The organism is Brevibacterium sediminis (genome assembly GCF_024895295.1).
In the GTDB taxonomy this organism is placed as follows: domain Bacteria; phylum Actinomycetota; class Actinomycetes; order Actinomycetales; family Brevibacteriaceae; genus Brevibacterium; species Brevibacterium sediminis.
This window is the reverse complement of sequence record NZ_JAHQRN010000004.1, coordinates 463957-476884: the sequence shown is the minus strand read 5'-3', so window position 1 is coordinate 476884 and position 12928 is coordinate 463957. Positions and strand designations below refer to the sequence as shown.

The 12928-nt window shown below is 65.3% G+C and carries 12 protein-coding genes; 1 reads left to right on the top strand and 11 read right to left on the bottom strand.

The window, feature by feature from the left end; all coding sequences use genetic code 11:
- Positions 1-53: 53 nt before the first annotated feature.
- The 6 genes from rlmN to rpsB form a co-directional block, all read right to left on the bottom strand.
- On the bottom strand, positions 54-1283 hold the full coding sequence (gene rlmN, locus KTJ89_RS12165) for a 23S rRNA (adenine(2503)-C(2))-methyltransferase RlmN (protein WP_374990280.1): 1230 nt from the start codon (positions 1281-1283) through the stop codon (positions 54-56).
- A gap of 186 nt (positions 1284-1469) precedes the next feature.
- Positions 1470-2492: a phosphatidate cytidylyltransferase gene (locus KTJ89_RS12160; RefSeq protein WP_259357907.1), complete on the bottom strand. Its 1023-nt coding sequence runs from the start codon at positions 2490-2492 to the stop codon at positions 1470-1472.
- Positions 2492-3049, bottom strand: coding sequence for a ribosome recycling factor (frr, locus tag KTJ89_RS12155; RefSeq protein ID WP_101544639.1), 558 nt, complete (start codon positions 3047-3049; stop codon positions 2492-2494). The genes KTJ89_RS12160 and frr overlap by 1 nt, the downstream gene beginning before the upstream one ends.
- Positions 3050-3242: 193 nt before the next feature.
- Entirely contained in the window at positions 3243-3995 is a 753-nt protein-coding gene (gene pyrH, locus KTJ89_RS12150; protein ID WP_259357906.1) for a UMP kinase, read from the bottom strand.
- Between the two features lie 184 nt (positions 3996-4179).
- Positions 4180-5007 (bottom strand): translation elongation factor Ts, encoded by an 828-nt coding sequence (tsf, locus tag KTJ89_RS12145; RefSeq protein WP_101544635.1) that lies wholly within the window; start codon positions 5005-5007, stop codon positions 4180-4182.
- A 33-nt stretch (positions 5008-5040) separates the two neighbouring features.
- Positions 5041-5958: a 30S ribosomal protein S2 gene (rpsB, locus tag KTJ89_RS12140; RefSeq protein WP_101544634.1), complete on the bottom strand. Its 918-nt coding sequence runs from the start codon at positions 5956-5958 to the stop codon at positions 5041-5043.
- 551 nt (positions 5959-6509) lie between these two features.
- Between rpsB and KTJ89_RS12135 the strand changes: the two genes are divergently transcribed.
- Positions 6510-7580 (top strand): D-alanyl-D-alanine carboxypeptidase family protein, encoded by a 1071-nt coding sequence (locus KTJ89_RS12135; protein ID WP_259357905.1) that lies wholly within the window; start codon positions 6510-6512, stop codon positions 7578-7580.
- Between the two features lie 63 nt (positions 7581-7643).
- On the opposite strand, the gene KTJ89_RS12130 is transcribed toward KTJ89_RS12135, so the two are convergent.
- From KTJ89_RS12130 to KTJ89_RS12110, 5 genes are all read right to left on the bottom strand, one after another.
- Positions 7644-8759, bottom strand: coding sequence for a tyrosine recombinase XerC (locus KTJ89_RS12130; protein ID WP_259357904.1), 1116 nt, complete (start codon positions 8757-8759; stop codon positions 7644-7646).
- Between the two features lie 77 nt (positions 8760-8836).
- Positions 8837-9511, bottom strand: coding sequence for a maleylpyruvate isomerase N-terminal domain-containing protein (locus tag KTJ89_RS12125; RefSeq protein ID WP_259357903.1), 675 nt, complete (start codon positions 9509-9511; stop codon positions 8837-8839).
- A gap of 49 nt (positions 9512-9560) precedes the next feature.
- A complete protein-coding gene (dprA, locus tag KTJ89_RS12120; protein WP_259357902.1) occupies positions 9561-10790 on the bottom strand; it encodes a DNA-processing protein DprA in 1230 nt (409 codons plus the stop codon).
- Positions 10787-12442, bottom strand: a complete 1656-nt coding sequence (locus KTJ89_RS12115) for a YifB family Mg chelatase-like AAA ATPase (RefSeq protein WP_259357901.1) — start codon at positions 12440-12442, stop codon at positions 10787-10789. Before KTJ89_RS12115 ends, dprA begins: the two co-directional genes overlap by 4 nt.
- Positions 12439-12858, bottom strand: coding sequence for a YraN family protein (locus KTJ89_RS12110; RefSeq protein WP_139908445.1), 420 nt, complete (start codon positions 12856-12858; stop codon positions 12439-12441). The genes KTJ89_RS12115 and KTJ89_RS12110 overlap by 4 nt, the downstream gene beginning before the upstream one ends.
- Positions 12859-12928 lie beyond the last annotated feature (70 nt).

The window sequence follows — 12928 nt, the reverse complement described above, 5'->3', positions numbered from 1 at the left end:
GGAAGCCGCAGCAATTGCGTTGCCGCGGTCCGCAGTTGCCGAACGGGCGTCGATCAGTCGGCTGCGGCGAGCTGTCCGCAGGCGCCGTCGATATCGGATCCGCGGGTGTCGCGGATCGTCGTCGGAATGCCCTGATCGATGAGGCGGCGGACGAATTCGTCGGCAACGTCCGGTTCCGAGGCCGTCCACACCGAGCCCGGAGTCGGGTTGAGCGGGATCGGGTTGACATGGACCCAGCCGCGTCCGCGGGCGTTGAGCTTCTTGGCCAGCAGTTCCGCACGCCACGCGTGGTCGTTCATGTCCTTGATGAGCGCGTATTCGATGCTCACCCGCCGTCCGGTCACCTGGTAGTAGTTATAGGCGGCGTCGATGGCCTCATCGGCCTTCCAGCGCGTGTTGACCGGGATCATCTCATCGCGCAGTTCGTCATCGGGTGCGTGGAGGCTGAGGGCGAACGTGACGGGGATGTCTTCGGCGGCGAGTTTGTTGATGCCGGGCACGAGTCCGACCGTGGAGATCGTGATCCGCCTGGCCGACATGCCCAGTCCTTCGGGGCTCGGTCCGACGAACCGGCGCACCGCGTTCATCACTCGCTTGTAGTTGGCCAGGGGTTCGCCCATGCCCATGAAGACGATGTTCGAGACCCGTTCGGGGCCATTCGCCGAGGCGGCCGTGGCCTCCCCGTCGAATCCGGCTTCTCCCGCCGCTTCGTCTTCGTCGGCTTCCGCGCCGAGCGCGGTCTCTCCGGCACCGGGCATATCCGACTTCGGGGCTTCGGCGAGTTCGCCGGCGGCGATGACCTGGTTGGCGCGCACGACCTGTTCGACGATCTCGGCCGTGGACATGTTCCGGGTCAGACCTTGCTGGCCGGTGGCGCAGAACGGGCAGTTCATTCCGCAGCCGCACTGGCTGGACACGCACAGGGTGACACGGTTGCGGTAGCGCATGAGCACTGATTCGACGAGAGCTCCGTCGAAGAGGCGCCACAGGAACTTGATGGTGTCGCCGTTCTCGGTGCGCAGGCGGCGCACTTCGGTGAGCAGGTGCGGGAAGAACCGTTCCTGGATCTCTGCCCGTTTGTCCTTGGGCAGGTCCGTCATCGCCTCGGTGTCGGTGACGTAGTGGCTGAAGTAGTGGGTGGAGATCTGCTTGGCCCGGAACGCGGGCAGTCCCATCTCCTTGACCGCGTCGACGCGTTCGTCCATCGTCATATCGGCCAGATGCTGAGGAGGCTGCTTGACCCGTGCGGACTTGAAGTTGAGAAGGGGACGGCCATCGCGCATCGGGGTCTTCGATGTCGTGCCGTCGGCATGTTCGACGACGGGCCTGGTCTGCCTTCTGCCTGCTTGAGAACTCACACGGCCATTGTCTCATGTTCGCTGCGCGGCTGTCGTGTGTGAGCCGCCACGTCGGGCAGGTGCGGATCGGACAGGGTCAGAGGCAGCCGGGCAGCCGAGTCGGCGGGCCGGTCAGAGGTAGCCGGGCAGGACCGAGAAGAGGACGAGCGCGACCGGGGCTGTCGGTAGGATCGAGTCGAGTCGATCCATGACACCGCCGTGGCCGGGCAGCAGGGTGCCCATGTCCTTGAGTTCGAGGTCGCGTTTGATCATCGATTCGCTGAAGTCGCCGAGAGTGGCGAAAGCGGGGATGACGGCACCGATGACCAGACCGGTCCAGAACGGAGCGTCGACGACGGTGACAGCGAGGATCGTTGCGACCACTGCGGCGAAGACGGTCGAGCCGAGGTAGCCTTCCCAGGACTTCTTCGGAGAGATCCGCGGGGCGATGGGGTGCTTGCCCCACAGCACGCCGAAGACGTAGCCGCCGGTGTCGGAGGCGACGACCGCGGCGAGGAAGATGATGACGTAGAAGTTGCCGTCCGGCTGGGTGAGGATGTAGACGATGAAGCAGGCCATGAGGCCGACATAGGTGAGAGCGAAGAGGGAGAGCGAGACGTCTTTGACTGCGTTCTTCCGGCGCTCGACCATCGTGAAGAGCATGACTGCTCCGGCGCTGGCGGCGAAGGTCACCCAGAGCGCTTCGCGGCCCCCGATGAACGTGGCCACGACCATACAGGCTGCCGACACCATGGTGGGCACGCGGGAGACGAGGGAGCCGGAACGTGACAGAGCGTTCGCCAGCTCCCACATTGCGGCGACGATGCCGACAAGGACGATGAAGAGGAACGAGATCGGCAGGAAGATCAGAGACGCGAGCACCACGCCGCCGATGAGCAGTCCCATGCCGATCGCGGCCGGCAGGTTGCGTCCGGCTCGACCGTAATCCTTCGGTTCAGGTTCGGAATCGGTCGCAACCGCCTCGGCGGTCGGATTCGATTCCGGGTCGTCAGGCGAATACGGCTTGTCCGAGTTGCGCAGGTCTCGACGTTTCGGGAAAGGGGTCTCAACCGGCGCGGCCTCGCCTGACGGATCCGGCTCCCCGAGGGGAGCCGGATCTGTCGCGGGGCTGTCGGACCCTGTCACGGCGATCATCAGACCTCGAGCAGCTCAGCTTCCTTCTGCGCAAGCAGCTTGTCGACGTTCTCCACCTTGCTCTTCGTCAGATCGTCGAGCTCGGAGATGCTGCGAGTGACCTCGTCCTCGCCGGCTTCGCCGTCCTTCTTGATGCGTTCGAGCGTCTCCTTGGCGTGACGACGGATGTTGCGGATGGAGACCTTGCCGTCTTCGGCCTTGCCCTTGACGATCTTGACGTATTCCTTGCGGCGTTCCTCGGTGAGGTCCGGGAGGACGACGCGGATGACGTTGCCGTCGTTGGCGGGGTTCGCGCCGATGTCGGAGTTGCGCAGAGCGTTCTCGATATCGGTCAGCGTGCCCTTGTCGTAGGGGGTCACGAGAATCGTGCGTGCCTCGGGCGTCTGGAACGAGGCGAGCTGCTGCAGCGGTGTCGGAGCGCCGTAGTAGTCGATCTCGATATCGGCGAACAGTGCGGGGTTGGCACGGCCGGTGCGGATCGACGCGAAGTCCTCCTGCGTGAATTCGACGGCCTTGTCCATCTTCTCTCTGGCTTCGGCCAGTGTCTCTTCAATCACGGTTGCCTCTTTCCCTCTTCTTAAAGCTTTGGGTTCATTCTATGGGTCATCACTGAAAAATGCCGCACCGAATCATCGCAGGAGTGTTCTCACCTGCGTGGATGCCAAGCGGATGACCGCCTCGGTGGATACGGTCCCACGCTGTGAGGATCCGCCTGCGTTCAGCGTCGGACCGCCTCGGCGAGGGTGGGTCTCAGTGGACGACCGTGCCGATCTTCTCACCGATGATGGCCTTGCGCAGGTTGCCCTCGCCTTCCATACCGAAGACGTGCATCGGCAGCTTGTTGTCCATGCACAGGCTGAAGGCGGTCGCGTCGACGACTTTGAGGCCGCGCTGCAGGGCGTCCTGGTAGCTGATCTCGGAGATCTTCTCGGCATTCGGATCGACCTTGGGATCGGCGGTGTAGACGCCGTCGACGCCATTCTTGGCGATGAGGACCTCATCGGCATGCACTTCGAGTGCGCGCTGAGCGGCCACGGTGTCGGTGGAGAAGTACGGGAGTCCGGCGCCGGCGCCGAAGATGACGACGCGGTTCTTCTCCATGTGCCGCATGGCACGGCGGGGAATATACGATTCGGCGACCTGCGACATGGGGATCGCGGTCTGCACGCGGGTGTCGACACCCGTCTGTTCGAGGAAGTCCTGCAGTGCCAGGCAGTTCATCACGGTGCCGAGCATGCCCATGTAATCGGCACGGGTGCGGTCCATGCCGCGCTGGGACAGTTCGGCTCCGCGGAAGAAGTTGCCGCCGCCGACGACGATGCTGACCTCGACGTCCTCGGTCGTGGGAGCGACCTCGCGGGCAACTGCGGCCACGACGTCGGGATCGACGCCGATCTTGCCGCCGCCGAAGACCTCGCCGGAGAGCTTGAGCAGAACGCGGCGCCGATGGGAGCGCACCGCGCGGCTGGCGTAGCTGGATTCGTGAACAGGGGTGCTTGTCATGGAGTCCTTCTTCCGTGCGGGCAGGTCTGTGCCCGGTGGGATCGTCACTGTGATCGGGCGTCTGGGTCAGTTTAGCGAAAAACGGGGCCGGACCGATTGGTCCGACCCCGCTCCTCGGGTGAGTTCTCACTCACTCGGTGAACCTGGGAAGCAGAGATCTGTCTGCTTCACGGTCAGTGGTGAATCAGGCTCCGACGCGGTAGCGCAGGAAGCCGGTGGCCTTGACGCCGGCGGCCTCGAGGACCTTGGCCACGGACTGCTTGGGATCCTTGGCGAATCCCTGGTCGAGCAGGCAGTTCTCCTTGAAGAAGCCGTTGACGCGACCCTCGATGATCTTCGGCAGAGCCTGTTCGGGCTTGCCTTCGTTCTTCGCGGTGTCTTCGGCGATGCGGCGCTCGTTCTCGACGAGGTCGGCGGGAACGTCTTCGCGGGAGAAGTACTTCGGGGCCATAGCGGCGATGTGCACGGCGACATCGTGTGCCACGGTCTCGTCGTCACCTTCGAATGCCAGCAGCACGCCGACCTGCGGGGGCAGGTCCTTGTTGGTGCGGTGCAGGTAGGAGGCGATCTTGGAGCCTTCGACACGGCCCACGCGACGCAGTTCGACCTTCTCGCCCAGCGAGGCACCGGATTCGGTGATGAACTGGGAGACGGGCTTGCCGTCGGTCTCAGCGGCGAGGAGAGCCTCGGCCGAATCGGCCTTGTTGGCCACGGCAAGCTCGAGGACCTCTTCGGAGAGCTTGACGAACGGTTCGGACTTCGCAACGAAGTCGGTTTCCGAGTTGAGCTCGATCATGGTGCCGACTCCGCCTTCGACGGAGGTCGCGACCAGACCGTCGGAGGTCGAGCGGCCTTCGCGCTTGGTGGCGCCCTTGAGGCCCTTGATGCGCAGGGCTTCCATGGCCTTCGTCTGGTCGCCGTCGGACTCGTCGAGAGCCTTCTTGACGTCCATCATTCCGGCGCCGGTCTTCTCGCGCAGTGCCTTGATATCAGCGGCAGTGTAGTTTGCCATTCCTTCTCCTCAGGATGGTGGAGTTAAACGAAATCAGGACTCGGTCGACTCGGTGGAGTCGGCAGCTTCAGCGGCCGGAGCGGCTTCGGCGTTCTCGGCGTCGGCCGCAGGAGCAGCCTCAGCGGCAGGAGCGGCTTCTTCGGCCGGGGCAGCAGCCTCGGTGCCGTTCTCTTCGGTCTTGCCTTCGAGGAGCTCGCGCTCCCACTCGGGCATGGGCTCGACGGCGGAGACGTTCTTCTCACCGCTGGCGTCGTCCGAGGAGTGGCGGGCGATGAGGCCTTCGGCCACGGCGTCGGCGACGACGCGGGTCAGCAGCGAGACGGAGCGGATGGCGTCGTCGTTGCCCGGGATCGGGTAGTTGACGTCGTCCGGGTCGCAGTTGGTGTCGAGGATGCCGATGACCGGGATGCCCAGCTTCTTGGCTTCGTCGACCGCGAGGTGTTCCTTCTTGGTGTCGACGATCCAGACGGCCGACGGGGTGCGCTGCATGTCGCGGATGCCGCCGAGGGTCTTCTCGAGCTTGTCCTTCTCGCGACGCAGGATGAGCAGTTCCTTCTTGGTGTGCGAGGAACCTGCAACGTCGTCGAAGTCGATCTCTTCGAGTTCCTTGAGGCGGCGCAGACGCATCGAGATGGTCTGGAAGTTCGTGAGCATACCGCCGAGCCAACGCTGGTTGACGTAGGGCTGACCCACGCGCTGAGCCTGCTCAGCGATGGATTCCTGGGCCTGCTTCTTGGTGCCGACGAAGAGGATCGAGCCGCCGTGGGCCACGGTCTCCTTGACGAATTCGAAGGCGTTGTCGATGTAGCCCAGCGACTTCTGCAGGTCGATGATGTAGATGCCGTTGCGCTCGGTGAAGATGAAGCGCTTCATCTTCGGGTTCCAACGACGGGTCTGGTGTCCAAAGTGAACGCCGCTGTCGAGCAGCTGGCGGATGGTGACGACGGCCATGCCGACGCCCTCCTTTCTGTGCACCCTCAGGGTGCTTTTACGTCACGCGCGCGTCGACCGTTCTCAAAGCGAACCTCTGAGGGTCCGCATCGATTCGACCGACGGGATGCGTCGATGACATTTTCGGTTGATTCCTGGTACCCGGTTCGTCCGCCCCACAGGCACACCTGACGGCTGCCTGCACCATGGGAAGGAGAAGAATTCGGATACGCGTAGTCAGAAGACACGCTTCTGCTGGGCTCAAGTCTATCCCGGTTGGGCAAGTCATTTCCAATCGAGATCGATCCCCCGCCGAGGCGGCCCACCGGGCCGTATCGTCGCACCGACTCGTGCGTCGACGGGTGGGGATCGATGGGTGCGGGCGAGTGCCGGAGCGCAGGGTCCCGTCGAGCGTGTGGAGCCGGATCGCCGTCGATTCGGTGCACTTGCCCATCGCTTCCTGTGGACGGCCGACGCACTCGAACGTCGTTGTCTTGTGGGTGGAGGCAGCTCGTCCACAGGGGTGATACTCACGGGTGACACGACCGTGCCCTAGGGGTTTGCATGCTCCCATGACTCACTTCGCGTTCGACCGTCTCCGCCTGCTGCTCCATCTTCGAACGAGACGCTCAAGCCTCGGCTCACCGCAGTCACTGCTCCTTGCCGTGATCATCGCAGCGGCGCTTGTGCTCACGAGCACTCCCCCAACGGCGAGCGCCGCCTCCGGGGCTGCGTCGACACGGACACAGGTCAGCCTTCAGAGGAGCGCACCGACGAACTGGGTCACCCCGGTACCGGCGATGGAGATCATCGAAGCCTTTGATCCTCCGGACAAGCCGTGGCTCAAGGGGCATCGCGGAATCGACGTGCTCGCTGTCGTTGGCGAACCGCTGCGGGCACCGACGGAAGGGACGATCCGCTTTGCCGGCACGGTGGCGGGGACTGCGACCGTCAGCATCCTCACCGAGTCCGATCATGTGCTCACGTTCCAACCGGCCGCGACGTCGTTGAAGAAGGGTGAGGGATTTGCCGCCGGCGAGAAGATCGGCACGGTGGGCAGCGGTGGCCACTGTCAGCGTTCGTGCCTGCATATCGGAGCATGGCCGGCCGCGAGCGATCAGAGGTACGTCGATCCGGGCAAGTTCTTCGGCCAGGAGCAGTCGGCACTTCTGCCTCTGTCACGGAAGCCCGCGAAGGAACCGAAAGGCGGCGGAGATTCGGCCACCTCCGGTGCCGGAGCGTGGGGCGGTCACAGCAATGGGCAGATTCCCGCCTCGGCGATGTGTCAGTTGGAGTCGGCCCCCGGGCAGATGCTGCGCTGCGATGCTCAAGCGGCTTTCGATCGGCTCTCGTCGGCGTTCGAGGCTCGGTTCGGCGCCCCGATCTCGGTCACCGATGCTTACCGGGACTACGCCACGCAGGTGATCCTCAAACGGCGAAAGGGGCGGATGGCGGCGACACCGGGAACGTCGAATCACGGGTGGGCGCTGGCCGTCGACCTCGGCAGCGGGATCAATTCCTTCGGCACCGCGCAGCATGAGTGGATGCGGGCGAATGCGCCGAAGTTCGGGTGGATTCATCCCGGTTGGGCACGGCAGACGGGGTCCCTGCCCGAGCCCTGGCACTGGGAATTCCGGAAGTAGGAGGCCTCGGCCAGGCCGACGCTTCCGCCATGACTCTGCCGGCCAAGTCCGTCTCTGTGAGTCTCAGGCTCGCGGGTGTGCTCGCCGGTAGGTGTCCTGCAGACGCTGCATGGATACCTGAGTGTAGATCTGGGTGCTGCTCATCGTGGAGTGGCCGAGCAGCTCTTGGATCTGACGCAGGTCGGCACCGCGGTCGAGCATGTGTGTGGCCGCAGAGTGTCGCAGTCCGTGTGGTCCGATGTCCGGGGCGCTGGGGTCGTCGGAGCCGTAGCGGTGAACGAGTTCGCGCACCTGCCTGGCGCCGATGCGTCCCCCGCGAACGCCGAGGAACAGTGCGTCGCCGCTGTGAGGACCGGTGAACAGTTCGCGGGCGGCGAGCCAGTCGTCGAGGGCTCTGCGTGCCGGGGTCCCGAACGGGACGCGACGTTCTTTGTTGCCCTTGCCGAGCACGGTGATCATCGATGCGCGGTGATCGATGTCGCTGCGGTCGAGTCCGGTCAGCTCCGAGACGCGCACCGCAGTGGCGTAGAGCATTTCCAGGATTGCGGCATCGCGGATGCGTTTGGCCGCATCGAGTGGATCGTTCTTGCCGTGCTGTGCGGAATCACCCGTCGTGGTGTCGTCTGCAGCCGGGTCGCTCGTCGAGGAGTCGTCTGCCATCAAGCCACTCGTATCCATGCCGTTGTCGGCGCTTCCCCCTTTCCGTCTCCGCCCCACGCCGGTGACTCCGGTTCGGTGGTTCTCGGCGGCGGAGATGAGGTCGGCGGCCTGCTGAGGTTTGAGCACCGTGGGTAGGCGGGAGTCCTTCTTCGGAGTCCGCAGACGCGCGGCCGGGTTGTTCGGCAGTCCCAGGTTGCTCACACCGTAGGCGAAGAAGGAGCGCACTGCCGCGATCTTGCGAGCCACTGTCGATTTCGCGGCGCCGGCATCGTCCAGGGCGATGAGCCAGGACCGCAGATCGTCGAGTTCGATCGCAGCGATGTCGATCCGTGCGCCGGATGCCGTCGTGAGGTGCCCCTCTCCGCTCCCCTGTCGGAGCTTCGTCGAGTGCACGGCGTGATCGAGGAAGTCGGAGACGTCGGCGACGTAGGCTCGGGCGGTGTGTTCGGAGACGTCACGAGACCTCAGGTGGTCGGCATAGCCGGACACAACCTCGGCGACGGTCGATGATGTGCTCACGTCCCCAGGATACGCGGCGCCGAAGGACGCCGCCGTTTTCCGTCGGCCATCAGGCGTCAGGTTTCGGCCATCAGGCCTCAGCTGAGGATGAACGGCAGCCGTTCGCCTATGTCGCCGAGGACCGATCTCTGCGCCGCGTCCGGTGGTCGTCGCCCCGTGCCGATGAGCAGTGCTTCGGCATCGGTCAGTTCCGCGGGGATCGTCGCCCCGATAGCGTCCTCGAACATCGTCCGGCTTCGAGCGACGCAGCCTGTCGGCGGAGTCGGCGCATCCGGCAGGTGTGCGATGAGATCGAAGTGGTGAAGGGTCCATTCGAGGACATACGCGTTGAGGAAGTCTCCGATCGTGAGCACCATGTGCTGGGTCTCCACCCGTCGCTCGGGGTCGGCGAGCCGAGCGGCCCGGTCGGCGGCTGTGCCCACATCGTCGAGGTGGAACTTCAGCAGCTGCGGGTCCTCATAGGCGGCAGCCAGTCGCGGGATGAGCGCGTCGAGGGGATCATCCCCGGTCGGCGGGAAGTCTGTGACAGTCCAGTAGGTTGCTGAGTCGTGGGTCGGTGCGCCCTCGCTCGGTGTCACGAGGGTGATGAGGACGTCCTGGGCATCGATGATGAGGTGGCACACGAGGTCTTGGACGCGCCACCCGGCACAGCCGGAGGCTCGCCCGAAGTCGTCGTCACGCAGTCCGGCGACGGTTCTCAACAGTGCTGTCCAGGCCTGAGAGAAATGGTCGGCGGGAGAGTCTGTGCTCACGTCCTCAGGATACGCGGTTTCCGCGGCGGACTGACGGTCATCGCCGGCATCAGGAGCGCGGTCTGCGCAGCTTCACCCATCCGGTGTCACGGCGTGCGGCCAATCCGGTCAGGTCGAGCGCGGTGAGAGAGTTGAGCGCATCCGCGATCGTCAGCCCTGCCCGGGAAGCGATGGTGCCGACGTCGAGCGGCTTCGACACGGTCAGCGCATTCAGACAGATCTTCTCCCGCTCGTCGAGCCCTTCGCGGGGATCGAAAGACGGCGGGCGTTCTCCACTCCCCACCGCAGCACTGAGCACGGCCGTGTCGAAGAGTGCCGGGGTGTCATCGACCATGAGCGCGATGACGTCGTCGCTGCAGGTGACGAGTTCCGCTTCGTGTTCGCGCAGGAGCTTGTGTGCTCCGGTCGAGGACGCCGAGTACACGGACCCGGGGAAGGCCGCGACCTGGCGGGAGAGTTCGAGGGCATGCCGGGCCGTGTTGAGCGCCCCGCTGCGCCAGCCTGCTTCGACGACGACGCTCACCTGCGACGAGGCGGCGATGAGTCGGTTGCGGAGCAGGAACCGGTGGCGCATCGGCGTCATTCCGGGTGCAGTCTCGGACACGATGGCACCGGTGGCGAGGATCTGTTCGAACAGGTCGGCGTTCGCCGCCGGGTAGAAGCGGTCGACTCCCCCGGCCATGAATGCCACCGTCGGCGGTTCGCGGGCGATGGCGGCACGGTGGGCGGCCGCGTCGATGCCGAACGCACCGCCGGATACGACGGTGATTCCGCGAGCGGCAAGATCCCACGCGAGGTCAGAGGCGCATTTGGTTCCGTAGTTGCTGGCGGCTCTGGCCCCGACCACGGCTACGGAACGAGTCAGTGCGGCACCGAGGGAAGCTGCTCCTCTCACCCATAGGCCCAGCGGTGCTGCAGGGCCGAGATCGTCGAGCATTCGTGGCCATTCATCGTCATCGGGAATGACCAGTCGGCCGCCGATTCGCGCGATCTTGTCCAGATCGCTCCCGACTGCGTCAGCTTCGCCGGCTCGCACAGCCCACCGGTCGATGGCCGCTGGCAGCTGACTGTGTTCGGCCGCCTCGGTGCCGGTGTCGGCCAGACCTTGGACAGCATCGTGCGCGGTGGTCTCACCGCGACCGACGGCCGTGATGATCGCCAGAGCGGCGACCGGGCCGATTCCGTCGACGAGCTGTTTGAGCAGTCCGTCGCCGGGCTCACCGATGCGCAGCAGTGAGGCGATGGCCATGCGTACGTCCTCATGTGTGTTCACGGTCATGACTCCTGTGTCCGCAAGGCGAGCGCCATTCTCATCGTGTCGGGGTCGGGACCCTGCTTTCCCGCCAGGTCGGCCAGAGTGGTTGCGACACGCAGCACCCTGTCATAGCCGCGCATGGTGATCCGGCCGGTGTCGAGTGCCCGGTCCAGGTCCGTCAGGTCTTTCGGTGTGAGTGCGAAGTGTTCGCGCAGCCAGGTTCCGGGCGCTTCGGCGTTGAGCCTCCAGTCGCAGCCGGCGAAGCGTTCCGACTGTCGCTTCCGTGCGCCCGACACGCGGGCGGCCACCGTGGTGCTGGTCTCCTGGTCCCCGCCGAGCCGGATGTCGGCGGGAGAGACGGGGAAGAGCTCGAGCTGCAGGTCGACGCGGTCGAGCAGCGGCCCGGAGAGCCGATTGCGATAGCGGCGTTTGTCCAGAGGGGTGCACCGACAGTCCCCTCCGGCGCCGGCCATCCCGACTCCGCAGGGGCAGGGGTTTTCGGCCATGATGAGCTGGAAGGATGCCGGAAGCACCATCGATCCCCAGGCGCGGTGGATGTGGACGCGTCGGGATTCCATCGGCTGTCGCAGGGCTTCGAGCACATCGCGTGAGAATTCGGGTGCCTCATCCATGAACAGAACCCCGCGGTGGGCTCGGCTGAGGACTCCGACCGTTCCGGGGCGGCGTCCGCCGATGAGCGCCGAGGCGGTGCTGCGGTGATGGGGTGCCTCGAACGGCGGGCGGTGATCGAGTCCGTCGCTGCCGTCGAGTTCTCCGCGCAGGGAACGGACGGTGGCGACTTCGACGGCTTCGTCGTCGTTCAGCGGCGGCAGGATTCCGGGCAGGCATTGGGCCAGCAGCGTCTTGCCCGCTCCGGGTGTTCCGCGCATGAGCAGGTTGTGGCCACCTGCCGCGGCGACTTCGAGGCCGAAACGTCCTTCGGCCTGTCCTTGGACTTCGCTGAGGTCGTGGAGTTCCGGGTTCACGGGGACGGGCCGATCCATTTCGAGGACGGCAGGCAGTGCGGGTACGGCCATCGATCCTCCGTAGGCATTGACCACCTCGGCCAGCGAGGCGACCGGGAGGACTCTTGCCCGTCCGATGAGTCCCGCCTCATCGGCATTGCCGATGGGGACGACGAAGCGGTCGAACCCAGCTTGCAGTGCTGTGTGCAGGGACGGGAGCACCCCGGTGACGGGACGGATTCTGCCGTCGAGCCCGATCTCACCGCAGTGGATGACGCTGCCTGTGTCGTCGTTGGAGATCAACGAGAGTGCTCTGAGCACGGCGACGGCGATGCCGAGGTCGAATCCGGTGCCGATCTTCGGAACCGTTCCCGGGGTGAGGTTGATCGTCAGGTGTTCTGTGGCGACTGGTTTGCCGAGGTAGGACAGGGCCGCACGAAGGCGCTTGCGTGATTCGCTCACCGAGGCATCCGGCAGTCCGACGATGTCGATTCCCGGCAGGCCCGCGCTGACGCTGGCTTCGATCGACACGATCTTCCCGGTCAGTCCCCACAGGGCCACGGCGGAGGCCCGCCCGATGATGTGCGCCGAGGATGCGGGTTCGACTTCGTCGGCCTCGACCGGCTCGACCAGCTCCGGCGGATCGACCGACTCTGGCGGTTCGACCGGATCGCCCGACGGTTCCTCCCGTCCCAGGGTCTCCTCACTCACGAGTCGACCTGGATGTTCGGGCAGTGGAAGTACTGGACGCGCGGTTCCATGATGATTCCGAGTGCGTCGATGCGCGTGGCCGGAAAGTATTCGTCCTGCCCGCTCAGCCAGAACCCTGCCAATGTGCGGATGCGGGCGAGCTTGTTTCGGGTCACGGCCTCCAGCGGTGATCCGAGCATGGCCGTGCGACGCGTCTTGACCTCCACGAAGACCGCGGTGTCACCGTCGCGGGCGATGATGTCGAGCTCACCGCGTGGGCACCGGAAGTTGCGTTCGAGAACGACGAGTCCAGCGTCTTCGAGGAACGCAGCGGCGAGGTCCTCTCCTCTGCTGCCGAGCGCCTGCTTGCGCAGGCCCTTCACGGTCCGCGTGCTCTTCGACGCTCGTGTCCGACCGGGTGTTCGTATCCGTCCCATACCGGTCAGATGACCATGCCGGCAATACTTCAGGGAAGAGCAGAAAAAGGGCCTGTGGACGAGGCCGCCT